Source organism: Roseovarius halophilus (ex Wu et al. 2025) (assembly GCF_047086965.1).
In genome coordinates this window covers 1-25,280 of the sequence record NZ_JBKOTX010000003.1, presented here as the reverse complement: position 1 = coordinate 25,280, position 25,280 = coordinate 1, and the positions used below count along the sequence as shown (strand labels likewise).

24 protein-coding genes are annotated in these 25,280 nt (G+C 61.6%); 17 read left to right on the top strand and 7 right to left on the bottom strand.

Translation table 11 applies throughout. The features are described from left to right. The 4 genes from ACH107_RS00960 (at nt 1) to ACH107_RS00945 (ending at nt 3,538) form a co-directional block, all read left to right on the top strand. Nucleotides 1-597 (top strand): CoA pyrophosphatase, encoded by a 597-nt coding sequence (locus tag ACH107_RS00960; RefSeq protein ID WP_412504247.1) that lies wholly within the window; start codon nt 1-3, stop codon nt 595-597. After that, the gene (locus ACH107_RS00955) at nt 588-1,745 is read left to right on the top strand and encodes a CCA tRNA nucleotidyltransferase (protein WP_412504246.1); all 1,158 of its coding nucleotides are present in this window, start codon (nt 588-590) and stop codon (nt 1,743-1,745) included. Before ACH107_RS00960 ends, ACH107_RS00955 begins: the two co-directional genes overlap by 10 nt. Further along, the gene (locus ACH107_RS00950) at nt 1,742-2,968 is read left to right on the top strand and encodes a class I SAM-dependent RNA methyltransferase (protein ID WP_412504245.1); all 1,227 of its coding nucleotides are present in this window, start codon (nt 1,742-1,744) and stop codon (nt 2,966-2,968) included. The genes ACH107_RS00955 and ACH107_RS00950 overlap by 4 nt, the downstream gene beginning before the upstream one ends. Before the next feature lie 72 nt (nt 2,969-3,040). Continuing rightward, nucleotides 3,041-3,538, top strand: coding sequence for a L,D-transpeptidase family protein (locus tag ACH107_RS00945; protein WP_412504244.1), 498 nt, complete (start codon nt 3,041-3,043; stop codon nt 3,536-3,538). A 14-nt stretch (nt 3,539-3,552) separates the two neighbouring features. Here ACH107_RS00945 and ACH107_RS00940 read toward each other — a convergent pair whose 3' ends face one another. Next, the gene (locus tag ACH107_RS00940) at nt 3,553-4,065 is read right to left on the bottom strand and encodes a CAP domain-containing protein (protein WP_412504243.1); all 513 of its coding nucleotides are present in this window, start codon (nt 4,063-4,065) and stop codon (nt 3,553-3,555) included. Between the two features lie 159 nt (nt 4,066-4,224). Between ACH107_RS00940 and ACH107_RS00935 the strand changes: the two genes are divergently transcribed. After that, nucleotides 4,225-4,827, top strand: a complete 603-nt coding sequence (locus ACH107_RS00935; RefSeq protein ID WP_412504242.1) for a L,D-transpeptidase — start codon at nt 4,225-4,227, stop codon at nt 4,825-4,827. A 73-nt stretch (nt 4,828-4,900) separates the two neighbouring features. On the opposite strand, the gene hemH is transcribed toward ACH107_RS00935, so the two are convergent. Both hemH and ACH107_RS00925 read right to left on the bottom strand, forming a co-directional pair. After that, the gene (gene hemH / locus ACH107_RS00930; RefSeq protein ID WP_412504241.1) at nt 4,901-5,965 is read right to left on the bottom strand and encodes a ferrochelatase; all 1,065 of its coding nucleotides are present in this window, start codon (nt 5,963-5,965) and stop codon (nt 4,901-4,903) included. A gap of 61 nt (nt 5,966-6,026) precedes the next feature. After that, nucleotides 6,027-6,854, bottom strand: coding sequence for an SAM-dependent methyltransferase (locus ACH107_RS00925; protein WP_412504240.1), 828 nt, complete (start codon nt 6,852-6,854; stop codon nt 6,027-6,029). Between ACH107_RS00925 and ACH107_RS00920 the strand changes: the two genes are divergently transcribed. The 4 genes from ACH107_RS00920 to ACH107_RS00905 are packed head-to-tail and all read left to right on the top strand — an operon-like array spanning nt 6,846 to nt 9,161. Further along, complete coding sequence (locus ACH107_RS00920; RefSeq protein WP_412504296.1) at nt 6,846-7,589, top strand: double zinc ribbon domain-containing protein; 744 nt, start codon at nt 6,846-6,848, stop codon at nt 7,587-7,589. The two genes, ACH107_RS00925 and ACH107_RS00920, sit on opposite strands and share 9 nt — an antisense overlap. Before the next feature lie 31 nt (nt 7,590-7,620). Next, entirely contained in the window at nt 7,621-7,878 is a 258-nt protein-coding gene (gene grxC, locus ACH107_RS00915) for a glutaredoxin 3 (protein ID WP_412504239.1), read from the top strand. Between the two features lie 5 nt (nt 7,879-7,883). Further along, a complete protein-coding gene (locus tag ACH107_RS00910; RefSeq protein ID WP_412504295.1) occupies nt 7,884-8,714 on the top strand; it encodes a carbon-nitrogen hydrolase family protein in 831 nt (276 codons plus the stop codon). Continuing rightward, nucleotides 8,715-9,161, top strand: a complete 447-nt coding sequence (locus ACH107_RS00905; protein ID WP_412504238.1) for a MarR family winged helix-turn-helix transcriptional regulator — start codon at nt 8,715-8,717, stop codon at nt 9,159-9,161. Here the strand turns inward: ACH107_RS00905 and ubiG are convergent. Then, a complete protein-coding gene (gene ubiG / locus ACH107_RS00900; RefSeq protein WP_412504237.1) occupies nt 9,158-9,910 on the bottom strand; it encodes a bifunctional 2-polyprenyl-6-hydroxyphenol methylase/3-demethylubiquinol 3-O-methyltransferase UbiG in 753 nt (250 codons plus the stop codon). The two genes, ACH107_RS00905 and ubiG, sit on opposite strands and share 4 nt — an antisense overlap. 48 nt (nt 9,911-9,958) lie before the next feature. Here ubiG and pip point away from each other — a divergent pair, with 48 nt between their 5' ends. From pip to infB, 5 genes are all read left to right on the top strand, one after another. Then, complete coding sequence (gene pip / locus ACH107_RS00895; RefSeq protein WP_412504236.1) at nt 9,959-10,933, top strand: prolyl aminopeptidase; 975 nt, start codon at nt 9,959-9,961, stop codon at nt 10,931-10,933. Between the two features lie 266 nt (nt 10,934-11,199). Further along, the gene (gene rimP / locus ACH107_RS00890; RefSeq protein ID WP_412504235.1) at nt 11,200-11,772 is read left to right on the top strand and encodes a ribosome maturation factor RimP; all 573 of its coding nucleotides are present in this window, start codon (nt 11,200-11,202) and stop codon (nt 11,770-11,772) included. A gap of 3 nt (nt 11,773-11,775) precedes the next feature. Continuing rightward, the gene (gene nusA / locus ACH107_RS00885) at nt 11,776-13,557 is read left to right on the top strand and encodes a transcription termination factor NusA (RefSeq protein WP_412504234.1); all 1,782 of its coding nucleotides are present in this window, start codon (nt 11,776-11,778) and stop codon (nt 13,555-13,557) included. Nucleotides 13,558-13,581: 24 nt separating this feature from the next. After that, nucleotides 13,582-14,214 carry an RNA-binding protein gene (locus ACH107_RS00880; protein ID WP_412504233.1) on the top strand — a complete coding sequence of 211 codons (633 nt, stop codon included), beginning with the start codon at nt 13,582-13,584 and terminating at the stop codon, nt 14,212-14,214. After that, entirely contained in the window at nt 14,211-16,706 is a 2,496-nt protein-coding gene (infB, locus tag ACH107_RS00875; RefSeq protein ID WP_412504232.1) for a translation initiation factor IF-2, read from the top strand. The genes ACH107_RS00880 and infB overlap by 4 nt, the downstream gene beginning before the upstream one ends. A gap of 385 nt (nt 16,707-17,091) precedes the next feature. Here infB and ACH107_RS00870 read toward each other — a convergent pair whose 3' ends face one another. The 3 genes from ACH107_RS00870 to ACH107_RS00860 are packed head-to-tail and all read right to left on the bottom strand — an operon-like array spanning nt 17,092 to nt 19,576. Next, the gene (locus ACH107_RS00870) at nt 17,092-17,490 is read right to left on the bottom strand and encodes a (deoxy)nucleoside triphosphate pyrophosphohydrolase (protein ID WP_412504231.1); all 399 of its coding nucleotides are present in this window, start codon (nt 17,488-17,490) and stop codon (nt 17,092-17,094) included. Continuing rightward, nucleotides 17,487-18,716: a bifunctional glutamate N-acetyltransferase/amino-acid acetyltransferase ArgJ gene (gene argJ, locus ACH107_RS00865; protein ID WP_412504230.1), complete on the bottom strand. Its 1,230-nt coding sequence runs from the start codon at nt 18,714-18,716 to the stop codon at nt 17,487-17,489. The genes ACH107_RS00870 and argJ overlap by 4 nt, the downstream gene beginning before the upstream one ends. A 2-nt stretch (nt 18,717-18,718) precedes the next feature. Beyond that, on the bottom strand, nt 18,719-19,576 hold the full coding sequence (locus ACH107_RS00860; protein WP_412504229.1) for a peptidylprolyl isomerase: 858 nt from the start codon (nt 19,574-19,576) through the stop codon (nt 18,719-18,721). Between the two features lie 188 nt (nt 19,577-19,764). On the opposite strand from ACH107_RS00860, the gene secA reads away from it, so the two are divergent. From secA to ACH107_RS00845, 3 genes are all read left to right on the top strand, one after another. Then, nucleotides 19,765-22,467, top strand: a complete 2,703-nt coding sequence (gene secA / locus ACH107_RS00855; RefSeq protein WP_412504228.1) for a preprotein translocase subunit SecA — start codon at nt 19,765-19,767, stop codon at nt 22,465-22,467. Between the two features lie 111 nt (nt 22,468-22,578). Then, nucleotides 22,579-23,598 (top strand): hypothetical protein, encoded by a 1,020-nt coding sequence (locus ACH107_RS00850; RefSeq protein ID WP_412504227.1) that lies wholly within the window; start codon nt 22,579-22,581, stop codon nt 23,596-23,598. Nucleotides 23,599-23,626: 28 nt separating this feature from the next. Beyond that, entirely contained in the window at nt 23,627-25,186 is a 1,560-nt protein-coding gene (locus tag ACH107_RS00845) for a substrate-binding domain-containing protein (RefSeq protein WP_412504226.1), read from the top strand. The last annotated feature ends 94 nt before the right edge of the window (nt 25,187-25,280 follow it).

Sequence of the window (25,280 nt, the reverse complement as noted above, 5' to 3'; positions counted from 1 at the left end):
GTGCTCAAGACCCTGCTGGATGATGTGCACCGGTCGAATGATCCTTCGTCGGACCATGACCTGAATTCGGATTTTATCCCCGCGCCGGGCCGCGAATTGCGCGCCGCGGCGGTCCTTGTTCCTGTCCAGTGCCGGCAAGACTCGGCCCGGTTGATCCTTACCAAGCGATCCTCCGCGCTCAAGCATCATCCCGGCCAGATCGCTTTTCCGGGGGGGAAGATGGACGATGGTGACCAGGACCTGTTTGCCACGGCCATGCGTGAGGCGCAGGAGGAAATCGGGCTTGCGCCGTCTGATGTGACGATAATCGGCGCGTTGCCGAGGCATGAAACCGTTACCGGGTTTCACGTGGTGCCGGTATTGGCCGCAGTCGCCCCCGATTTTCAGCCTATGGCAGAGCCGGGCGAAGTGGATGAAGTATTCGATATTCCCATGGTCCATGTTTTGAATTCGGCCCGGTACAGTATCCAGAAACGCAGATGGCGGGGTACATGGCGCCATTATTACGTGGTGCCGTTCGGACCCTACTACATCTGGGGTGCAACCGCGCGTATGCTGCGCTCGATGGCACAGGTATCGGAAACCCGATGCGAGTAAGCGGGGACTGGATAGAAACGGCTGGTTCGCAAGCCGTGTGCAGGCTTCTGTACGAGGCCGGCTTTCAGGCGTATTTCGTCGGCGGATGCGTGCGTAATAGCCTTCTGCATCAGCCTGTTGACGATGTCGACATCGCGACGGACGCGAGGCCCGAAGTCGTCATGTCGCTGGCCGAACGCCCCGGGTTCAAGGCGGTGCCCACGGGTATAGAGCATGGCACGGTCACGATCGTCGTGGACTCGAGGTCATATGAAGTCACGACATTCCGGCGCGATGTCGAAACCTACGGCCGGCACGCAACAGTCACCTTTTCAAGCAATATCGAAGACGACGCGCGCCGCCGCGATTTCACGATGAATGCTCTTTACGCGCGCGCGGATGGGTCTGTCATCGACCCTCTCGGCGGTCTTGAGGATTTGCGCGAAAGGCACGTCCGCTTCATCGAGGACCCATGCAGGCGAATCCGCGAGGACTACTTGCGGATACTTCGGTTTTTCAGGTTCCACGCTTGGTACGGAGACCCTGCCGACGGCCTTGATCCGGCGGGCATGGCTGCCGTCGCCTCGAACCTCGACGGGCTTGAGTGGTTGTCCCGCGAACGCATCGGGCATGAGGTCACGAAACTCCTCGGCGCCCCGGATCCGACGCAGGCGGTCGCCGCGATGTGCTCCGTTGGTGTTCTTGCAGCCATTCTTGTAGGTGCTACCGACAGCTCCCTGCCTTCGCTTGTCCGTCTTGAACAGGAATCAGGCGTTGCCCCGGACGCGTTGCGGAGGCTTGCCGTACTCGGCTGCAATTCGGCGTCCACGGCCTTGCGATTCAGTCGAAAACAGGCACGCCGCCTTCAACGGCTTGCTGGTGCGTCGTCGAACACGATGACGCCCGAGGAGCTGGGGTATCGTTACGGTGTCCGTGACGGGTGTGACATGATCCTGATCCGGGCCGCGATGCAGGGCGTGCCGCCTCTGCCCGACTTCAAGGAGTCCTTGCATGCTGGCGATGCCGCGGTCTTTCCTGTCGAGGCGAGGGATTTAATGCCTCAATACGCGGGCCAGGCACTCGGTACGCAACTCGGGAAACTAGAAAACATTTGGATCGACTCAGGGTTTTCGCTTTCCCGTAAGGAACTTCTGGATCAGGTCTCATGACTTTATACGACGTGCAGCGGCTCGGCCATCTTGGTGACGGGATTGCGCCCGGTCCGGTATATGCTCCCGGTGCCCTCCCGGGTGACGTGGTGACCGGCACGAACGTGGATGGTCGTCTGCAGGATATCAGGATCGTCACCCCCTCTGATGATCGGGTCGCCCCTGCTTGCCCGCATTTCAGCCGGTGTGGCGGGTGCCAACTGCAACACGCGTCTGATCCTTTTCTCAAAGCTTGGAAAACCGACGTGGTGAAATCCGCACTGCGCGCAAAGGGCCTCGGCGCCGAATTCCTCGAAACCCATGTTTCGCCTGAAATGTCGAGGCGGCGCGCGAAGCTGACGGCGCGCCGCACGAAAAAAGGTGCGACCAGCGGTTTCATCGGCAAGGGGTCGGATACCGTCGTCGAAATACCCGAGTGCCGGCTGCTTCGCCCCGAGCTTGTGGCGGCGTTGCCAATGGCAGAGCAACTGGCGCTACTGACGGCGAGTCGCAAGCAGCCGATATCCGTCACGGTGACCTCTTCAACCGAAGGGCTGGACGTGAATGTCGAGGGCGGAAAATCGCTGGACCAAAAGGTGCGCGAGGCATTGGTTGGCTTGGCGGAGAATTTTGACCTTGCGCGCCTGTGCCTGGAATCGGAAGTGATCATGCAAAGACGACCGGCATGGCAAGACTTCGCGTCGATCCCGGTTGAGCCGCCACCGGGTGCTTTCCTTCAAGCCACGAAGGAGGGTGAGCAAGTGCTGCGCGCCGATGTTCAGGCCACTGTCGGAAGCGCCTCAAAAATCATTGATCTGTTTGCAGGCTGCGGGACGTTCGCGTTACCACTGGCAGCTTCAGGCCCGGTTCACGCAGTCGAGTGTGATCCGCATATGGTTGCAGCGATGGACAAGGCTTGGCGACACAGGCCGGGCTTGAAAAAACTGACCTTGGAAACTCGTGACCTGTTTCGGAACCCTTTGACGCGGGACGAACTGCGATGCGCAGACGCTGTCGTGATCGACCCCCCGCGAGCCGGCGCCTTGGCTCAGGTGGCTGAGTTGGCGGTATCCGGTGTGCCGAGGATCGCCTACGTGTCCTGCGATCCCGCGACTTTCGCGCGGGAGGCGCATACCCTTGTGCAAAATGGCTATGCTCTGGATGCTGTCAGGGTCGTCGACCAGTTCCGTTGGTCGTCCCACGTAGAAATCGTTGCAGGATTTTCACACAGTTCCACGCGGTGAAAAATGCCCTATCCGAGCCTGCCGAATTTGAAGTAAATTGCCCGAAAAATCGAGCAGTCGGAAAACACGGGCATGAAAATCTTGAAACTGGTGGTGGCGTGCGCTGCCTTGGTCGGTCTTACGGCTTGTAGCGGCTCCAAGTTCAAATCTTACGACGGCCCCGAAGTCACGAGAGTTGTCGTGGACAAGAGCGACCGCAGGCTGCACCTTCTGACCGATGACAAGGTGCTGAAATCCTACAGTGTGGGACTGGGCTTCGCCCCCGAGGGTCACAAACAGTCATTCGGAGATGGCCGGACGCCTGAGGGGCATTACGTGATCGATCGGCGGAACCCGAATAGCAGGTTTCACCTCTCTCTCGGCATATCCTATCCTAACGCGGCAGACATCGCGCGCGCCAGAGCGCAAGGAGACGACCCCGGAGGCGACATATTCATCCACGGCGAATCGCGCGAGGCGTGGGGGAAAGGTCCTGACTGGACGGCGGGGTGCATATCGGTCAAGAATCGTGAGATCGAGACAATTTACGCGATGGTCCGGAATGGCACGCCCATCACGCTGATGCCGTAGTGTATCGGGCAGTGTCAGGTGCCCATCACCATGGTCCACCAGATCTTGCCGTTATTTTCCTGAAGCCATGAAAACCCCATTTTTTGGGCATTGGGCGACAGGATCACGCGGCGTGTGCTCGGTTCATCCATCCACGCGGCAAGCGTTTCCAGTTCCGTTTCGTATGTTTCCGAGATGTTTTCGCCCACCAGTTCGCCCTCATATCCGACCCGGTTGACGCGATCGATCGGAGAGGACCCGTCGGAGCCGAAATGCCAAGGGCGATTCTGGATGGACATGTCCCGCGAGTGAGTCGCGGCGGCGGCGTTGAGTTGCGCATTGAGCTCCACCGGGGCCAAGCCTGCCGCGGTTCGTAGCGAATTGACCGAATCGAGCATTCGGAATTGTATCTCGGCCTTGTCGCCGCGCTCGATACGGTAGACACGCGGCAATGGTTTGCCGTCTGGCCCCACCTGGATTGCAGCCGGTGGCGCGCAGGCGGAAACGGAAAGAAGAACTCCAACCAACAGTACAATGATACGCGTCATGATATTCGCCGTTCCCTCAGTGATTCCAGATGCTTTATCCGGGGTCGTCCGATGTTTCAAATGCGCATGCGCGCAACGTCGCTCATTCATCCTGGTTGTACGGCACAAACGTAATGCGGTAACATATTTCAACGTAAAGGGCCCGTAAGGGGACGCGGAATGACTACAGACGTCAAGATGACATGGAGCCGGCGGTCTTTTCTAGCAGGCACGGCCGCATCAATCGGAGCGCCGGCGCTCGCCCAGGATCTTGACGCTGATCACACCGTTGAATTCGAAAAGAGTGTCAAGGAACGAGTAAGGCGGAACATTTCGAGTTTCCGAGCCCTCGACTGGCAACCGTACTTCTCGACCCTGCGAAACGGCGCAATTCTTGTCGATATCGATTCGAGAGCCTTGCACTTCTGGTCGGAGGACGAGACCGTCTACAAGTTGTACCCGTCCAGTGTCCCACTGTCCGAGGAACTCACGCGGCGTGGTCGCACGCGCGTGGTTCGCAAGGTCGAGGGGCCTAGCTGGCGTCCGACGCCCTCGATGCTTGAAAGAAATCCCGACTGGCCGAAATACGTCGGGCCGGGGCCGGAAAACCCCCTTGGTACCCATGCTTTGTACCTGAGCTGGACCTACTACCGGATCCACGGCACGCACGATACGCGCAAGATAGGAAGACGGTCGTCAAACGGCTGCATAGGCCTTTACAATGAACATATTGCCGAGCTTTTCGGGATGTCCAAGGTTGGCACGCAAGTATTACTCATCTGAGTAATACGAGCGTGCTCGACCGAGAGTGTCGACCCGGCAAAGCGGGTTAATTTGCGCCCGAGCTGGCGGTGCTTCAGTCCAGCCAACCTTTGAGGTTTTCCTGGAGGATGGACGCGAAAACATCTATGTGTTCATCATCCTCGTTCAGGCACGGAATATAGGTGAACTCCTCACCGCCTGCTTCTTCGAAACTTTCCCGTATCTCCTCGTTGATTTCCTCGAGCGTTTCTATGCAGTCCGACGAGAATGCCGGCGCTATGACGGCGATGTTCTTTTTCCCGTCTTCCTTTGCCAATCTGGCGACCTCTTCAACGGTGTAGGGCCGCAACCATTCCTCGGGTCCGAAAACAGACTGGAACGTCGTGGTGATTTCCGTGTCTTTCCAGCCCAACCGTTCCTTGAGCAGCCGTGTCGTTTTCTGGCACTGGCAATGATACGGGTCGCCTTGCATCAGGTACCGCTTCGGCATTCCGTGATATGACACGACCAGCATTTCAGGCCGCTTCTCAAGGTTGGAATACGCCCGCTCGACAGACGCGGCAAGCGCGTCGATGTAGTGCGAATTCTGGAAATACGGTTCCACGGTCCGTGCGGTTGGCTGCCACGTCTCCTCCATGAGTGCACGGAAGAACTGGTCATTGGCCGTTGCCGACGTGGCACCTGCGTAATGCGGGTAAAGGGGAAAGAACAGGATGCGGGTGCAGCCGGCCTTGACCATCTCGCGAACCTTGGATTTGGTCGATGGATTGCCATACCTCATGCAGAAGTCGACCATGACCTGATCGCCGTAGACCTCTGCCATCCGCTCGGAAAGCTTGCGGTTTTGTTCGCGGGTAATGGTCATCAACGGGCTTTCACCCTTCTCTTCGTTCCAGATCGATTTGTAGGCCTCTCCGCTGCTGAAGGGCCGCTTCGTCAGGATGATGAGCTGCAGCAGGGGTTGCCATTTCCACGGGCTGTAATCGATAACCCGCCGGTCCGAGAGGAATTCGTTCAGGTACCGCCGCATCGGCCAGTAACTGTAATGATCCGGAGTTCCGAGATTGGCGATAAGCACGCCCGTCTTGGCCCGCGGGATCGCGGGATGATCGTCGGGCGCATGAGGAGGGCGAATGGCCGATTGGGTCGCGTCGAGCATGTCTGGGCGGTGTCCTTGGTTTCTCGGATTGTGACTGGAAATAACCGATGGGGGCCGATCGTCAATCGTTCAGACTTATTTCGCTGGTGCCGAGGTGGTCGGCCAATCTTGCCTTGGCTGATCCGGGCCTCAGCGGTTTCGGCTGGTTCGCGTCCGGTGCCCACCCGGTGAGGAATATTAGTTCGTACGTGGCGGGCACGCTCCCGTCAGATTTCCGGAAGACCTGTTCATATATCTCGCAGGCGCGCAACATCACCGATTTCGGGGTGAAATTCCGGCTGCGCCCGGCCAGGGCGTTTCCTTCACCCATGGCTCTCAGGTCACGCATCAGGTGAAGGGTCGACTGATAGGTCACTTCGAGCGGTAGATTGTCGGCAACGGGCAGGGCGAAACCTGCCCGTTGAAGCAATGCGCCAGTGTCGCGTATTTCACCCATCGGGACAATTCTCGGGGATAGGCCGCCCCGTATCTCTGTCTCGGCCTGTGCGAGGCTGGCGCGCAATTCGTGCAACGTTTGACCGCCGAGAAAAACAGCGAGAAAAAGCCCGTCCGGCTTGAGTGCAAGGCGTGATTGAACCAGTTGGCCCACAGGATCATCAGACCAATGCAGACCGAACGCGTGAATGACAAGGTCATGGCGGCCTTGTTCAAGCGGAACCGTCGCGTCGTCCGGGACGACTTTCGCGTCGGGAAAGCGCCCGCCCCAGAATTCCGGAAAGCCGCTGACGATGGCAGCTTCGCTAAAGGTTTTGTTAACCAACTGAAGCCGATCCTTAACGTCATCGGCGGCGCATTCATGCAAGAACAGGGCATCGGATCGCCGTGCCTTTTCACGGTTGCGTTCCAGCGCATCGGGGTCGGTCAAAGCATGAGCCATGAAATGAAACATAGTGCTTTGAAACAAGGCTTACAAACCGCATTGCGTCTGGTCTATCCTCCGAGATGCATAATCTGCGGACAGCAGGTCATGTCCGATTTCGGTCTGTGCGGTCCATGCTGGCGGGATACGCCTTTTATCTCGGGGTTGTGTTGTGATGCTTGTGGCGCCCCCCTGCCCGGCGAAGATCGGGGCGAGACGATACTCTGCGATGAATGTTTGCGTATTGCGCGCCCTTGGTCGCGTGGTCGTGCAGCCATGATTTACAAGGAAAACGGGCGCAAGTTGGTTCTCGCTTTCAAACATGGGGATCGCCACGACGTGATCAGGCCGGCCGCCACGTGGCTGGCCCGATCGGCGGGACCCATTTTGAGCGAGGACATGCTGATCGTTCCCATACCCTTGCACTGGCGCCGGTTGCTGCGGCGCCGATTCAACCAGTCCGCCCTTTTGTCGCAGGCCGTCGCTAGAAACTTGGGGATGGAATGCTGTCCCGATGCCCTGCGACGGGTGCGTCATACCAGTTCGTTGGACGGCAAGGGGCGCGATGAAAGGTTCAGAACCCTTGAAGAGGCGATCAAGGTGCATCCCGGCCGCGCATCGCGTGTCGCGCAACGCCGCGTTCTTCTTGTGGATGATGTCATGACATCCGGCGCCACTTTCGCGGCCGCCGCTGAGGCTTGTTATGGAGCAGGCGCACGGGAGGTATGCGTCTTGACACTGGCACGGGTCGTCAAAGATGCCTAAATGCCGACGCAGCAAACACGGGACAAAGAACATGAAAAACGTCGAAATATATTCGTCGCCATTGTGCGGTTTCTGCCATGCGGCCAAGCGATTGCTGAAGAAGAAGGGCGTATCTTTTTCCGAGATCAACATTCTTGGTGATCCGTCGCGGAAGGCGGAAATGATGGATCGCGCGAACGGCGGGCACACTGTACCCCAGATTTTCGTGGGTGGACTACATGTTGGCGGTTGTGACGAATTGTACGCGCTTGACCGTGCCGGCAAGCTGGATATGCTGTTGTCCGCCTGATGGTGATCAAGGCGGCGCTGCTACAACTTAACAGCGGCGATGATCCCGCGGTCAACCTGCGTGAAACCAAGGCGCTGATCGCCGAAGCGGTTAGCAGGAATTCGACGTTTGTGCTCACGCCCGAAGTCACGAACTGCGTATCAACCAGCCGGGAACGGCAGGCAAGCGTCCTTCGTCATGAGCAAGACGACCAGACCCTGCACGCCCTCAGGAAAACCGCATACGACCATGGTATCTGGCTGCTCATCGGGTCCTTGGCCCTGCTCACCGATGATCACGACGGGCGTTTTGCCAACAGGTCTTTCCTGATTGCGCCGGATGGCGGGATCAGGGCGCGATACGACAAGATCCACATGTTCGATGTCGCGGTTTCGCAGACCGAGACGTACCGCGAGTCGGCGAATTACCGGCCGGGAACCCTTGCTGTCATCGGCGAAACGGATTTCGCGACGATCGGCATGACAATCTGCTACGATCTCAGGTTTCCCGGCCTTTACCGTGTTCTTGCGCAGGCGGGTGCCCGGATCCTTGCCGTTCCGTCGGCCTTTTCGCCGGTGACCGGCGCTGCCCACTGGGAAAGCCTTCTGAGGGCGCGAGCCATCGAAACGGGCTGCTTCGTACTGGCCCCGGCCCAAACGGGAACACATGCTGCCAGTCATGGCCGGCAACGTCAGACGCACGGGCACAGCCTGGCGGTCGGGCCCTGGGGTGACATACTCGCCGATGGCGGAGCCGATGCCGGTGTAGTAGAGGTGGATCTGGATATGGCGGCGACCGAAAATGCGCGTGAGCGCATACCGTCTTTCGGAATCACCTCAGATTTTGCCGGGCCCTGAATGAATGAAAAAACCAAAAACTCCCTGGCTGTCGCGCTTTTCAGCGAGATACTGACAAACGAACAGCTTATTCGGAACAGGCTGAGCCGCGTGCTGCCGCGTGGCATGGAGATATCGCATTTCTCGGTCCTGAACCATCTTGCGCGCCTCGGGTCGGAACGCAGCCCCGCGCAGCTTGCGAAGAGTTTTCACGTCACGCGCGGGGCAATGACCAACACGCTGAGCAAGCTGGAATGGGCGGGCTACATTCACATTCGCCCCGATTGGGATGACGCACGCCGGAAGATGGTGGCGATAAGCCCGGCGGGCCGGCAGGCGCGAGAGGCCGCTTTGGCGGCAATCACGCCCATAATTTCCGAAATGGTGAGCGAACTTGGCGAGGAAAAGGTTCGGTCGGCCCTGCCCGTCCTGCGCGAACTGCGGTCGAAGCTCGAGGCGGAGGACTAGGACAGGTCCGGCTGACGGCTGGCCGTGACATAGTTCACGCTGAGGTCACGATGGGATATCGACCAGCTCCAGCTGATCGGATTGAAAACGAATCCCTTGCGATCCACCGGCTCGAGACCGGCTCGGGTCAATAGATCATACAGCTCGTCGGGCGTGATGAACTTGCCCCATTCATGTGTTCCCTTGGGAAGCCAACGCATCACGTATTCAGCGCCGACGATGGCCAACGCAAAACTCTTGGCATTGCGGTTGATCGTGGAACAGATGTGCAGCCCCCCCGGGCGCAGCAACTCCTGGCAGGCTGTCAGATATGCCAGCGGATCGGCCACATGTTCGACAACCTCCATGTTGAGAACTGCATCGAACCGTTCCCCCGCGGCGGCGAGCGCTTCCGCGGACGTGTGCCTGTAGTCGATGTCGAGCCCTGATTGCTCAGCATGAAGTTGCGCAACCGGGATGTTGCGTTCGGCGGCATCGGCGCCCACGACCTCGGCGCCGAGTCGCGCCATGGGTTCGCTCAGCAGTCCGCCGCCGCATCCGATGTCGAGCACGCGCAGCCCCGTGAACGGGGCATCGGTCGAAAGGTCGCGGTCGAATTCCTCGGCGATTTGGGTCGTGATATAGTCGAGGCGGCAGGGGTTGAGCATGTGCAAGGGCCGGAACTTGCCGTTCGGGTCCCACCATTCGGCGGCCATTGCCTCGAACTTGGCTATTTCCGCGGGGTCGATCGTTTCTCGAGCGGCTTGCATTCTGCTCTCCATGTGATCATGTGTTCAAGTTCTCGATATAGGACGGTCATGGACAAATACTCGGGCCAAAAGAACGCAGTGCAATATCTTTACCCGCCAGTCGAACCGTTTGACCGGCGCATGCTGGATGTTGGCGACGGCCACGAGATATACGTGGAACAGTCGGGCAACCGCAATGGGTTGCCCGTGATCGTTTTGCACGGTGGACCGGGTGGCGGATGCAGCCCCGCGATGCGCCGTTATTTCGACCCGGCCAGATACCGCATCATCTTGTTTGATCAGCGCGGCTGCGGTCGATCGAAGCCGCATGCAAGTGTCGAGGCCAACACGACATGGCATCTGGTGGCGGATATCGAACGTATCCGCAACGCCTTAACGATTGATGATTGGCTCGTCTTCGGGGGCAGCTGGGGCGCGACGCTGGCATTAGTCTATGGTCAGACCCATCCCGCGGCGGTCAAACATCTGGTGCTGCGTGGTGTTTTCACGATGACCAGTAACGAGCTCGAATGGTTCTACGGCGGTGGCGCGGGGAAGTTCTGGCCGGAAACTTGGGAGCGTTTTCAGTCGCTTGTGCCCGAAAACGAACGACACGACATGATCGCGGCCTATCACCGCCGCCTGTTTTCAGGGGATCGAACCGAGGAAATACGTTTCGCGAAAGCGTGGTCTGCATGGGAAAACGCATTGGCAACGGTGCATTCGACCGGGGTCGGCGGTGACAGCCCGCCGGAGTACGCGCGGGCATTCGCGAGGCTGGAAAACCACTATTTCATCAATCGCGGATTCCTTGAAACCGACGGCCAAATCATTGAAAAAGCGGGAAAATTGCACAGCATTCCGGGAACGATAGTTCAGGGCCGCTATGACATGATCTGTCCGCCGGACGCGGCGTACCGGCTGGCGCAGGCTTGGGACAAGGCGGACCTTCGGATGATACCGGTTGCCGGCCATGCCCTGTCGGAGCCCGGTATCAGCGCCGAGCTGGTGGGTGTCATGGAAAAACTCGCGCGGACCTATTAACGGCCGGTTTTCCCGAAAATCGTGGGTCGGCGGCGCGTACGCATCGCGTCGGTATCGCGGTCGTGCCGGGGCGCCCGTGCGACAGCGGTCAAGAAGGTGACGGCACCGCGCGTTGCGTGATTCGCTTATCTTTCGCCTTTACCCTTGCAGACTCGCCGCATCGGGCGTATATCCCCGTCAACAGCGGCGCTGCCGGGTCCACACCGGTTTGCACCACCGGGAAACTGCGACGGGCCGCGCGCCCGTTTTTTTGTGTTTGAAATATCATGAGCAACGACCTGATCGCGAAAACCGCCATCGACCGCCGGCTTGCCGAGATCGTCACCCCCGTGATCGAGGATCTGGGGTTCGAACTGGTGCGAATACGGCTGATGGGCGGCAAGACCGCGACATTGCAGATCATGGCCGAGAAGCCCGACGGCGGGATCGAGGTGAATGACTGTGCCGAGATTTCCAACGCCGTGAGCGCGGTGCTGGACGTGGAGGATCCGATCACGGATGCCTACACGCTCGAAGTGTCCTCGCCCGGTATCGACAGGCCGTTGACGCGGCTCAAGGACTTCGAGGATTTCGAGGGCTACGAGGCAAAGCTGGAGACGTCGGAGCTGATCGACGGGCGCAAGCGGTTCAAGGGCGTTCTAGCCGGTGTCGACGGGTCGGAAGTGCTGATCAACATCGACGCGGGCACCGTGGGGCTGGAATTCGACTGGCTGAGCGATGCCAAGCTGGTTCTGACCGACGAGTTGATCAAGGAAATGCTCAAGGCGCGCAAGGAATCGGGCAGCCTGAAGCAAGACGAATTTGACGAGATCGAGACCGACGGGTCCGAGGAGGATTGAGACATGGCGATAACTTCTGCCAACCAGCTGGAACTGTTGCAGACCGCCGAGGCGGTGGCCCGCGAGAAGATGATCGACCCCGGTCTCGTCGTGGAAGCGATGGAGGAAAGCCTCGCCCGGGCCGCCAAGAGCCGGTACGGCGCCGAGATGAATATCCGGGTGAGCATCGACCGGAAAACCGGCAGGGCCACCTTCACGCGGGTGCGCACCGTGACCGAGGATGACGAGCTGGAAAACTACCAGGCCGAACTCACGACCGATCAGGCGGCGCAGGCCATCGCGCAGGCGCGGCCAGACGTCGTGGTGCTGTCGGGGGTTTCGCAGCCCGAGCCGACGGAGGATGGTGAAGCGCCCGAGCCGCGCCACATCCGGCGGTTCATCCTTCGCAAGCCCACCGATGCGGACAAGGCCCTGATGGAAGGTGTGGATCAGCAGGCCGCCCCCGTACCGGGTGACGAGATCACCGACGAGGTGCCGCCCGTCGAACTGGGCCGGATCGCCGCACAATCCGCCAAGCAGGTTATCCTGCAGAAGGTGCGCGAGGCCGAGCGCGAACGCCAGTACGAGGAATTCAAGGATCGCGCCGGCACGATCATCAACGGGATCGTCAAGCGCGAGGAATATGGCAACGTGATCGTCGATGTCGGCCGTGGCGAGGCCGTGCTGCGCCGCAACGAGAAGATCGGGCGCGAAAGCTATCGCAACGGTGATCGTATTCGCTGCTATATCAAGGATGTAAGGCGTGAAACGCGCGGCCCGCAGATTTTCCTCAGCCGCACGGCGCCCGAATTCATGGCGGAATTGTTCAAGATGGAAGTGCCGGAGATCTACGACGGCATCATCGACATCAAGGCCGTCGCCCGCGACCCGGGCAGCCGGGCGAAGATTGCCGTGGTTTCATACGACGGTTCGATCGATCCGGTCGGCGCCTGCGTGGGGATGCGCGGCAGCCGCGTGCAGGCCGTCGTGAACGAACTGCAGGGGGAAAAGATCGACATCATCCCGTGGAACGAGGATGTGCCGACGTTCCTGGTGAACGCGCTTCAGCCCGCCGAGGTGAGCAAGGTCGTCCTTGACGAGGATGCCGAGCGCATCGAGGTCGTTGTTCCGGAGGAACAGCTTTCGCTGGCGATCGGCCGGCGGGGCCAGAACGTCCGGCTGGCCAGCCAGCTGACAGGGCTGGATATCGACATCATGACCGAAACCGAGGACAGCGAACGCCGCCAGAAGGATTTCGAGCAGCGGACCAAGCTGTTCATGGACGCGCTGGACCTTGACGAATTCTTCGCCCAGCTTCTGGTGTCGGAAGGCTTCACCAATCTCGACGAGGTCGCGTATGTCGAACTGGACGAGCTTCTGGTGATCGACGGCGTTGACGAGGACACGGCCAACGAATTGCAAGCGCGCGCGCGCGATGTTCTGGAGGCGCAGGCGCGCGAGGCGCTTGAAAAGGCCCGGGAACTGGGCGTTGAGGACAGTCTCATTGACTTCGAGGGTCTGACACCCCAAATGGTAAAAGCGCTGGCGGAGGATGGAGTCAAGACGCTGGAGGATTTCGCCACCTGTGCCGATTGGGAGCTTGCAGGCGGCTGGACGACCGTTGACGGAAATCGCGTCAAGGATGACGGCCTCCTCGAACCCTTCGATGTGTCGCTCGGCGAGGCCCAGAACATGGTCATGACCGCCCGCGTCATGCTGGGATGGGTCGATCCCGGGGAGTTGGAAAGCGGCGATGACGAAGAAACCGCCGTCAGCAGCGACGAAGAAGAGGAGGCCGGGGCCTGATCTTTCAGGCTCCGGGGATGCTTCATGGGTCGCGGTGGGCAACCCAAGGATCGTTCGAACGGTCCCGAGCGCAAATGCATCGTCACAGGAGAAGTGCGGCCGAAAGCGGAGCTTCTCCGGTTCGTGGCGGGCCCCGATGCGCAGCTGGTGCCCGACATCGCGGGGAAGCTTCCCGGCCGCGGCATCTGGGTGACCGCCGATCGGGCCGCGATCGACAAGGCGGTTGCCAAGGGGCTGTTTTCGCGTGCCGCGCGCCAGAAGGTGGCGGTGCCGGATGCACTGGCCGACCAGATGGAGGCGCAGCTGGCGCAACGGGTGGTAAACCTGATCAGCCTTGCCCGTAAGGGCGGCGATGCCGTATCGGGCTATGAAAAGGTGAAGGATTGGCTCACCAAGGAAGAGGCGCGCGTGCTGATTCAGGCCAGTGATGGGTCAGACCGTGGGAAATCGAAGTTGAGCACGCCATATCGCGGCTCGTACATCGGTTGGTTGACGGCTCAGGAACTTGGGCGGGCTTTTGGGCGACAAACCTCGATCCACGCGGCACTGCGTGCTGGCGGTTTGGCCCAACGTGTTGTACATGAGGCGGCAAGGCTGAAGGGCCTGCGCGTTTCGGACGGCGATCAGATCCGCCGGAAAGGAAAGAAGACCAGATGAGCGACAACGACGGAAAGAAGACTTTGGGTGTGCGTGGTGGTCCCCGCTCGGGGAACGTGAAGCAGAGCTTCAGCCATGGGCGGACCAAGAACGTCGTGGTGGAGACCAAGCGCAAACGGGTCGTCAAACCGAAACCGGGCTCCGCGGGGTCGTCCTCCGGCGGGGGTGGCGGCAAGTCATCGCAGGCGGCAGGGGGCGGCAAGCGCCCGGCCGGGATTTCCGACGCCGAGATGGAACGCCGCATGAAGGCGTTGCAGGCGGCCAAGGAGCGTGAGGCCGAGGAACAGGCCAAGCGCGAAGCCGAGGAAAAAGCCCGCGAGGAAGAGCGGCAGCGCCGCCGCGAGGAGGCGGAGGCCAAGGAACGCGAGCAACGCGAGGCCGAGGAAAAGGCCCGCGCCAAGGCCGAAGAGGAAAACCGCAAGAAACGCGAGGCCGAAGATGCCGCCAAGGCGACAGCACAGGCGGCCGCGCAGCCTGCCGAGCCTCAGCAGCAGCCGAGCCGCGGTGCACCGGCCAAGCAGCCGCCGCGCAAGCAGGACAAGGACCGCGACCAGAAAGGCGGGCGCGGCAAGGGCCGCGACGATGGCGGGCGCCGGTCCGGCAAGCTGACATTGAACCAGGCGCTGTCCGGGGGCGAGGGCGGCCGGCAGAAATCGCTTGCCGCGATGAAGCGCAAGCAGGAACGCGCACGCCAGAAGGCCATGGGCGGCAGCCACGAGCGTGAAAAGATCGTCCGTGAGGTGCAACTGCCCGAGACGATCGTCGTCTCCGAGCTTGCGGGCCGCATGGCCGAACGTGTCGGGGACGTGGTCAAGGCGCTGATGCAGAACGGCATGATGGTCACGCAGAACCAGTCGATCGACGCCGATACCGCGGAATTGATCATCGAGGAATTCGGCCACAAGGTCGTCCGTGTCAGCGATGCCGACGTGGAGGACGTGATCGACACGGTCGATGACAAGCCCGAGGACATGCAGGCGCGTCCGCCGGTCATCACGGTGATGGGCCACGTGGACCATGGCAAGACATCCCTGCTGGACGCGATTCGCAACGCGAAGGTCGTATCGGGCGAGGCCGGCGGCATCACGCAGCATATCGGGGCCTACCAGGTCACGTCGGATGGCGGCGATGTGCTGACCTTCCTCGACACGCCGGGCCATGCCGCCTTTACCAGCATGCGGGCCCGCGGGGCGCACGTGACGGATATCGTCGTTCTGGTCGTGGCCGCGGATGATGCCGTGATGCCGCAGACGATCGAGGCCATCAACCACGCCAAGGCGGCGGGTGTGCCGATGATCGTGGCGATCAACAAGGTCGACAAGCCGGCGGCCAATCCTGACAAGGTGCGCACGGACCTTCTGCAGCACGAGGTTGTCGTCGAGGCCATGTCGGGTGACGTGCAGGATGTCGAGGTTTCGGCCCAGACCGGGCAGGGGCTTGACGAGCTGCTGGAATCGATCGCGCTCCAGGCCGAGGTCCTTGAACTCAAGGCCAACCCGAAGCGCGCCGCCGAAGGCGCCGTCATCGAGGCCCAGCTTGACGTCGGACGTGGCCCTGTCGCGACCGTTCTCGTGCAACGCGGGACCTTGCAGCAAGGTGATATCTTTGTTGTCGGCGAGCAATGGGGCAAGGTGCGGGCGCTGATCAATGACCGTGGTGACCGCGTCAAGACAGCCGGGCCGTCAGTCCCTGTCGAGGTGCTCGGCCTCAACGGGACGCCCGAGGCCGGCGACGTTCTGAACGTCGTCGAAACCGAGGCGCAGGCGCGCGAGATCGCCGAGTACCGTCAGGAAAAGGCCAAGGAGAAACGGGCGGCAGCGGGAGCGGGCACTACGCTGGAACAGCTGCTGGCGCAGGCCAAGGAGAACGAGAACGTCAAGGAATTGCCCATATTGGTGAAAGCCGACGTTCAGGGCTCGGCCGAAGCGATCGTGCAGGCGATGGAGAAGATCGGCAATGACGAGGTTCGGGTACGGATCCTGCACTCCGGCGTCGGTGCGATCACCGAATCGGATATCGGGCTTGCCGAGGCATCCGGGGCGCCCGTGTTCGGGTTCAACGTCCGGGCCAACGCGCCCGCGCGCAACAGCGCCAACCAGAAGGGTGTCGAGATCCGCTATTACAGTGTGATCTATGACCTTGTGGATGACGTCAAAGCCGCCGCAAGCGGCCTGTTGGGCGCGGAAATCCGCGAGAAATTCATCGGCTACGCCGAGATCCGCGAAGTCTTCAAGGTGTCGGGCGTCGGCAAGGTTGCCGGCTGCCTTGTGACCGAAGGTATCGCGCGGCGCAGCGCCGGCGTTCGCCTGCTGCGTGACGACGTCGTTGTCCACGAGGGCACGTTGAAGACGCTCAAGCGGTTCAAGGACGAGGTTTCCGAAGTGCAGTCCGGGCAGGAATGCGGGATGGCGTTCGAAAACTACGAGGATATCCGCCAGGGCGACGTGATCGAGATTTTCGAACGCGAGGAAGTCGAACGGTCGCTGGATTGATACGGTCGTGATGATCGAAAACAAAAGACCCTGCCGTCATCAGATCGGCAGGGTCTTTTTTATCGGGTGCGCGTTCGGGTGCGGTCACGCGCTGCGAGGTACAGGCCGGCCCGCATAGACGCGATTCCCGACACGCACCTGCATGAGGCCGTTCTTCAACAGACGTACGAAGACACCCTGAATCAAGACGCTCGATCCGAGCTGAACAGTGCGAAGCATAAATTTCCCCCAGGTTGCGCGCCGGTGAGAGCCGCACCGGCGCTGAACGTGGAAACAATAATAGCGATTAAAAAATTTTTGTCAGCAAAATCGAACAGCTTTCTATTTCAGGTTTATCAATACCTTGCAGAACTCTGCGCAAAATAGAGCATCGTGCCGTTGAGCGTCACAGCAGGTCACGCAGAATCGCTACCAGGGGCAGGTCGGCCGGCGGCATCGGTATTTCCCGCAATTTTGCCGGATAGACCCATTTGAGCGCCTGCCCTTCCATCGCGCGCGGCACGCCTTCCCACTTGCGGCAGGCGAAGAGCGGCATGAGCAGGTGGAAGTCGTGGTAACTGTGGCTGGCGAATGTCAAGGGCGCGAGGCAACTGCGCCACGTGTCGATTCCCAGTTCCTCGTTCAGTTCGCGTATCAGCGCGTTTTCCGGCGTCTCTCCCGGTTCCACCTTGCCGCCCGGGAATTCCCAGAGGCCGGCCATGGCCTTGCCCTCCGGGCGTTGGGCCAACAAGACGCGGCCATCCACATCGACGAGCGCCACTGCTGAGACGAGAACGGTTTTCATGAGCGATAATCCGCGTTGATCGATATGTAGCCGTGCGTGAGGTCGCAGGTCCACACGCGGGCAGTGCCGCCGCCGAGGCCGAGATCGACATGAATCACGATATCCTGCCGTTTCATGTAGGCCGCGCCGTCGGTCTCGTGATACTCGGCGCTCACCTGCCCGTTGCTCGCGACGGGAATGTCGCCGAACCAGATCGACAGAGTATCGCGATCGGCGGGCGCGCCCGATTTGCCCACGGCCATCACGACACGACCCCAGTTGGGATCTCCGCCCGCGATGGCCGTCTTGACGAGCGGCGAGTTCGCGATTGCCATGGCGTGGGTGTGGGCGTCGGCGTCGCTCGACGCGCCGGTGACAGAGACCTCGACGAATTTCGTTGCCCCCTCGCCGTCGCGGACGACTTGATGCGCCAGGTCGGTCATCACCATTCGCAACGCCTCCATGAACCCGACGTTGTCCTCGGTGACCCGGATGCCCGAGGCGCCGGTAGCGGCCGCGAGCAGCGTATCGGAGGTGGAGGTGTCGCTGTCCACAGTGATGCAGTTGAAGGTCGACCGGTTGAGCGCGGACACCATGTTTTGCAGCATGGGTTGGTCGATCACGGCGTCGGTGAAGATGTAAACGAGCATCGTGGCCATGTCCGGGGCGATCATCCCGGAGCCCTTGGCGATACCCGCGATGCGCACCGTTTGACCGCCCACCTTCACCTCGGTTCCCGCGCCCTTGGGAAACGTGTCGGTCGTCATGATCGCCCGGGCGGCATCCTGAATGCTGTCCGGGCGCAGGTTCGCGGCAAGGTCCGGCAGGGTCTTGATGATCCGGTCATGCGGCAGCTTTTCACCGATCACGCCGGTAGACGACGAGAAAACCCGCGACTGCGGCATCGCGAGCGTGCGCGCGACAGCGCCCGTGATGGCGTGTACGGATTCCGCCCCGGCCTTGCCGGTAAAGGCATTGGCATTGCCCGAATTCACGATGATCGCCGCGCCCTCGGATTGATTCCCGCCAAGTTTGGCCTGGCAATCGAGAACCGCGGCCGACCGCGTGGCCGACCGGGTGAACACGCCGGCCACCGCTGACCCGGGCACGAGGCGGGCCAGCATCACATCGGCACGGCCGCGGTAGTGGACACCGGCCTCGACCGCGCCAAAGGTGACGCCGCCGATAACCGGCAAGTCGGGAAACCCGGCGGGCGCGAGCGGTGAGCGCGGGGGCGTGCCGCCCATCGTCAGTTCTCCAGAAGCTCGGTTTGGTTTACGATGGCGGGGTCGATATCGCCGGTGTCGGCGCGGTCCACAGTTCCGTTCTGCTCAAGCTCGGCCACGTAGGAGTCCAGCGCTTGCTGGCGCAGCGATTCCTCGATGTCGCCGCGCACCTCGACCAGCGGCGGCACTTCGCTGATGCGGGTATCGTCGAGCCTGATCAGGTGCCAGCCGAACTGCGTCTGCACGGGCCGGGAGATTTCACCGATTTCAAGGGCCGCCACCGATTCGAAAAAGGATTCAACCATGACGCCCGGCCCGAACCAGCCAAGATCGCCGCCGCTGGCCCCCGACGGCCCGACGGAATGTTCCTTGGCAAGCGCGGCGAATTCCGCGCCGTCGTCCAATTGCTTCTTGAGTGCATCGGCATCTTCGCGGGTTTCGACAAGGATGTGCGACGCGTTGTATTCCGTCTCGTCGTCGGCCTGCGTGTATTGCGCCTCGTAGGCGGCCTGCACGGCATCGTCCGATAGGGCCTCGTCGAAGATGTCCTGGATCACGTCACCCGCCACGACCGCGCGGCGTTCGTTTTCCAGCAAGATCCTCGATCTTTGCGACAGCTCGTCACCGTGATCCTGCATGAGAAGGGTCTGCTGGATCAACTGTTCGAGCAATCCGTCGAAGAGCGATTCGGCGGGAATCTGCGCGTATTGCGCGGGCAGCCCCGAGCGCAGCGCAAGCATGTGGCCGAGCGTGATCTCGGTGCCGTTGACCGTGGCGATCACCCGGTCGACGGACGGGCCATCCTGCGCCGAGGCCGGCGCGGCCAGAAGCGCGGCCGACGTCAGTATCGCCGCGGAAATGGATTTGAAGCAAGCGGACATTCGGTTTTCCTTTACGTCTGCTGGTTAATCCTGCCGCGCGGGCACGCGACGTTGACACTCAATCAGAGGCCCCTTACATCGCCTTGAGACCAAGGCGATGCTGCCACCTTGCGCCCCTTGTAGGGGTGACATGGAAAGGGGGCAAGCGGTTGCCGTCCCCGAAAGCCAAACACCGGAACGGACAGAACATGCTGGGTATCGGAAATGTCGCCAAGAAGATCTTCGGGACACCGAATGACCGGAAGATCAAGGCGACCCGCCCGCTGGTCGACAAGATCAATGCGCTGGAGGCCGAATACGAGGCGCTGAGCGACGAGGGCCTGCGCGAGAAAACCGCCGAGTTCAAGGAACGGATCGCCGGTGGCGAAAGTCTTGACGCGATCCTGCCCGATGCCTTTGCGAATTGTCGCGAAGCCGCGCGCCGGGCGCTCGGGCTGCGCGCGTTCGACGTTCAGCTGATGGGGGGCATTTTTCTGCATCAGGGCAACATCTCCGAGATGAAGACGGGCGAGGGCAAGACGCTCGTCGCGACCTTTCCCGCCTACCTGAACGCGCTGACGGGCGAGGGCGTGCACATCGTGACGGTCAACGATTACCTGGCAAAGCGGGACGCCGAGTGGATGGGCAAGGTTTATGCGGCCCTCGGGTTGACGACGGGTGTCGTGTATCCACAACAGCCCGACGCGGAGAAAAAATCCGCCTACGCGGCTGACATCACCTATGCCACGAACAACGAGCTCGGGTTCGATTACCTGCGGGACAACATGAAATCGTCTCTCGAAGAGATGAACCAGCGCGGCCACAACTTCGCTATCGTGGACGAGGTGGACAGCATCCTGATCGACGAGGCGCGCACCCCGCTCATCATATCGGGCCCCGCGCAGGACCGCAGCGACCTGTACGTGAGCATCGACCGCCTGATCCCGGAGCTGCAGGAAGATCACTACAGCATTGACGAGAAAACCCGCAACGTGACCTTCACGGACGAGGGTAACGAGTTCCTCGAGGAATTGCTGCACGCGCGCGGGCTGCTGGAAGAGGAGCAATCGCTCTACGATCCGGAAAGCACGACCATCGTGCATCACGTCAATCAGGGCCTGCGGGCGCACAAGCTGTTCCAGCGGGACAAGGATTATATCGTGCGCGACGGACAGGTCGTGCTGATCGACGAGTTCACCGGGCGCATGATGGCGGGCCGACGGCTGAGCGAGGGGCTGCACCAGGCCATCGAGGCCAAGGAGGGATGCGACATCCAGCCCGAGAACGTGACGCTGGCGCAGGTGACGTTCCAGAACTATTTCCGGCTTTACGACAAGTTGTCGGGCATGACCGGTACCGCGGTGACCGAGGCCGAGGAATTCATGGAAATCTACGGCCTCGGCGTGGTCGAGGTGCCCACGAACATGCCGATCGCCCGCGAAGACAAGGACGATGCCGTCTATCGTACCGTGCAGGAAAAGTACGACGCCATCCTCGCGGCGATCCGCAGTGCGCATGAAAAGGGCCAGCCGATCCTTGTGGGGACGACCTCGATCGAGAAATCGGAAATGCTGAGCCAGATGCTGACCGAGGCGGGCATCGCCCACAACGTCCTCAACGCGCGCCAGCACGAGAAGGAGGCGCAGATCGTCGCCGATGCCGGCAAGCTGGGCACGGTGACCATCGCCACGAACATGGCCGGGCGGGGAACGGACATCAAGCTGGGCGGCAACGTCGATTTCAAGATCATGGAGGCGATCGCTGCCGATCCCGACGCCGACCCCGAGGAAGTGCGCCAGAGGATCGAGGCGGAACATGCCGCCGACGAGCAGGCCGTGAAGGATGCCGGGGGGCTGTTCGTGCTTGCCACCGAACGCCACGAAAGCCGTCGCATCGACAACCAGCTGCGCGGCCGGTCGGGCCGGCAGGGGGATCCCGGCACGTCGGCCTTCTTCCTGAGCCTCGAGGATGACCTGATGCGCATCTTCGGCTCCGAGCGACTTGAAAAAGTGCTCTCGACGCTCGGCATGAAGGAAGGCGAGGCGATCATCCACCCCTGGGTCAACAAGAGCCTTGAGCGCGCGCAGGCCAAGGTGGAAGGCCGCAACTTCGACATCCGCAAACAGTTGCTGAAGTTCGACGACGTGATGAACGAGCAGCGCAAGGTGATCTTCAAGCAGCGTCTCGACATCATGAAGGCCGACGACCTGAGCGAGATCGTCAAGGACATGCGCGCCGAGGTGATCGGCGATCTGGTCGATCAGTACATGCCGCCCAAGACCTACGCGGACCAGTGGAACACCGAGGGGCTTTACGCCGCGGTGATCGAGCATCTGAATCTCGACCTGCCGATCATCGCCTGGGCCGAGGAAGAAGGCGTGGACGACGACGACATCATCGAGCGGTTGGAGAAGGCCGCCGACGAGATGATGGCGCAGAAGGCCGCCCAGTTCGGCCCGGAAAACATGCGCATGATCGAGAAGCAGATCCTGCTTCAGACCATTGACCAGAAATGGCGCGAGCACCTTCTGACGCTTGAACACCTGCGCAGTGTTGTCGGGTTCCGCGGTTACGCGCAGCGCGACCCGCTGAACGAGTACAAGACCGAGGCGTTCCAACTGTTCGAATCCATGCTCGAAAGCCTGCGGCAGGACGTGACCCAGAAACTGTCGCAGATCCGGCCCATGACCGAGGAAGAGCAAAGCGCCATGATGGAGGAAATGGAGGCGCAGCGCGCCGCCATGGAAGCGGCGGCGCAGCCATTGGACGGCACGCAGGACCAGCCTGCCGAGGACGCCGCGTCAGGGTTCGTTGAATCGGATCCCGAGACATGGGGTAACCCGGGCCGCAATGCACCTTGCCCCTGCGGGTCGGGCAAGAAGTTCAAGCACTGCCACGGCCGGGTGGCGTAACGCTTCGGTCCCGCCACGGATCGGCCTGATTAAGATCCCAACGCTGCCACATGACAGCCCACTTCGCGGGCTACTCCTGCGTCAGACCTGTAACAGGTGCGGGAGAATGTCATGTCCGGAATTCGTCGTCTCATTACCGCGGGGGGCACGCTGCTTTGTGCCCTCGGGATCGGTTATTTCATGCAAGCCGGGGAGCGGCCGCCCCGCGCCGCGGACGCGCCGAGCGGACAGGCCGAAGACGCCGAAAAGGGCGGATCCGGGGCTGCGGGTGATACGTCGGGGGCTGTCGTCCTTACGGACGTGACCTTGACATCCGCGGTTCCCGTCCCTCCGGGGCCCGTGCCGCAGCCCGCAGTGCTGCCGACCTTGCCCGAGGCCATGATCCAGCCTGCGGCCTTCGATGCCGATACGCGCGCCGAATTGCCAGAGGAAGCCCCTGTACCGGCCTTTGAATGCGAGACCACCCTGACGGCTGAAACCTTGGCCGCGGCGATGGTCGAGCTTTCGCTCGACGCGCCATGCATGATCAATGAACGCTTCACGCTTCACCATAACGGGATGATGATCACCGGCGTCACCGACGCGACCGGCCAGAGCGAGTTGACGGTCCCCGCATTGAGCAAGCAGGCCGTTTTCATCGTTTCCTTCGCCGCGGGGCAGGGCGCCGTTGCCACCGCCGAGGTGACGTCGATGGAGTATTACGACCGGGTGGTGCTGCAATGGCAGGGGCCGGCTGGCCTGCAGCTTCATGCCCTCGAATTCGGTGCCTCCTATGGCGAAGAGGGCCATGTCTGGAGCGATGCGGCGCGCAGCATGGGTGTCGCGGCCCGCGGTGAGGGGGGATTCCACACGCGGCTTGGCGCGCTTGACCAGCCCGAGGCGCGGCTTGCCGAGGTTTACACCTTTCCCAGTGGCACGGCCCGGCGTGGCGGGAACGTCGCGGTCAGTGTCGAGGCCGAGGTCACGGAGGACAATTGCACAAGAGACATTGCCGCACAGACGATCGAAGTTCGCGGCGCCGGGCGGCCCCGTGTGAAGGACCTTGAACTGGCGATGCCGGAATGCGATGCGGCCGGTGATTTTCTGGTGTTGAAAAACCTGCTCAATGACCTGAAGATCGCCGGACAATAAACAATCCGCATCGCCCGGGGGACAGTCGATGGCTTTGGTGCGTGCGGCGTGGGGCGCCGCACTTTTTCTTCTTGGTCTCGTATCCGCCGCGGTTGCACAGGACGTCACGCTGACCTCGCGGGATGGCGATGTGGAAATTTCGGGTGACTTGCTCGGGTTCGACGGTGAATTCTACAGGGTCGACACGGTCTACGGGGAGTTGACGGTCGACGGTTCCGGCGTGCTTTGCGACGGGCCGGGTTGCCCGAACCTTGAGGACTACGTGGCCCGGGTCACGTTCTCGGGTGCGCCGACCATCGGGCGTGTCCTGATGCCCGCGCTGGTGCAAGCCTTCGCGATCCGCGAATCCTATACGCTGTCGCGCAAGGCCCTTGCCAAGGATCGGATCCGCTACGTGCTGGTGGATGGCGAAAGCGGCAAGACGGCGGGCGAGTTCACGTTCCACATGCGCCGGACGGACGAGGGATTGGCCGATCTTCTGGCCGACGAGGCCGATATCGCGATGACCCTGCGCGAAGTCCGCCCGGCAGAGATCGACCGGGCCCGCGAGGCGGGGCTGGGCGACTTGAGCGATACGAATCGCAGTCGTGTCGTGGCGCTGGATGCGCTGGTGCCTGTCGTCGCGCCCTCTAACCCCGTGCAGGCCGTCACCACGCCGCAGATTGCCCGGATCCTGTCGGGTGAAATCGTCAACTGGCAGGATTTGGGCGGCCCCGATGCGCCGATTGCCGTTCATGTTTGGGATGCGCAGACCGGGCCGGGGCAGGCCATTCGGGACAGGTTGCTGGCCCCGCCGGAACGGGAGCTGATCCCGGCGGCGGAACGCCACGCAGACGGTGCCGCGCTGGCCGAGGCGGTGGCCGCTGACCCGTTCGCCTTCGGCGTCACGACCCGTTCGGAAATGGGCGATACATGGGAACTGGCGCTGCACGGGCGGTGCGGTTTCGGGCTGCGGGCGACCCGTCGCAACGTCAAGACCGAGGATTACCCGCTGACACAGCCGCTGTTTCTGTACATGCCGGCGCGGCGATTTCCCAAGCTGGTGCGGGAGTTCCTCACCTATCTGCGGGACCCGTCGGCACAGTTGGTGATCCGCCGGGCGGGATTCGTGGATCAGGCGCCCGAGGAGATCGCGATAGACGCGCAGGGCAACAGGTTCGCCAACGCGATCGCGCGGGCCGGGGCGGACGTGGACCTTGACGAGCTGCAGCGCATGGTCGCGCGGTTGGCGCCATTGAAACGGCTTACGACGAGCTTCCGGTTCGAGGCCGGCTCGGCGCGGCTTGACGCGCAATCGCGGTCGAACGTGCTGCAGCTCGCCCGGGCGATGGAAGTCGGTATCTATGACACGCGTCGCCTTGTTTTCGTGGGCTTCAGCGATGGAGAAGGACCGGCCGCGGCAAACCGCGACATCGCGATGAAACGGGCCCGGAACGTGCGTGATGCCGTCACGCGGGCGGCGCGGACGGCGAACCTGTCGCGCATCGGGCTGGAGATCGCCGCATTTGGCGAGGCGATGCCGATGGCGTGCGATGACAGCGCATGGGGCCGTCAGGTGAACCGCCGCGTCGAGGTGTGGGTACGCTAAAGCGTTTCGAGATTAGTTTGAGACATATCCGGCAGCCTTGAAGTAGTTCCAGCACTCTGCGGGGTCGTATAGGTCACAGATTTCGCCGATGGCT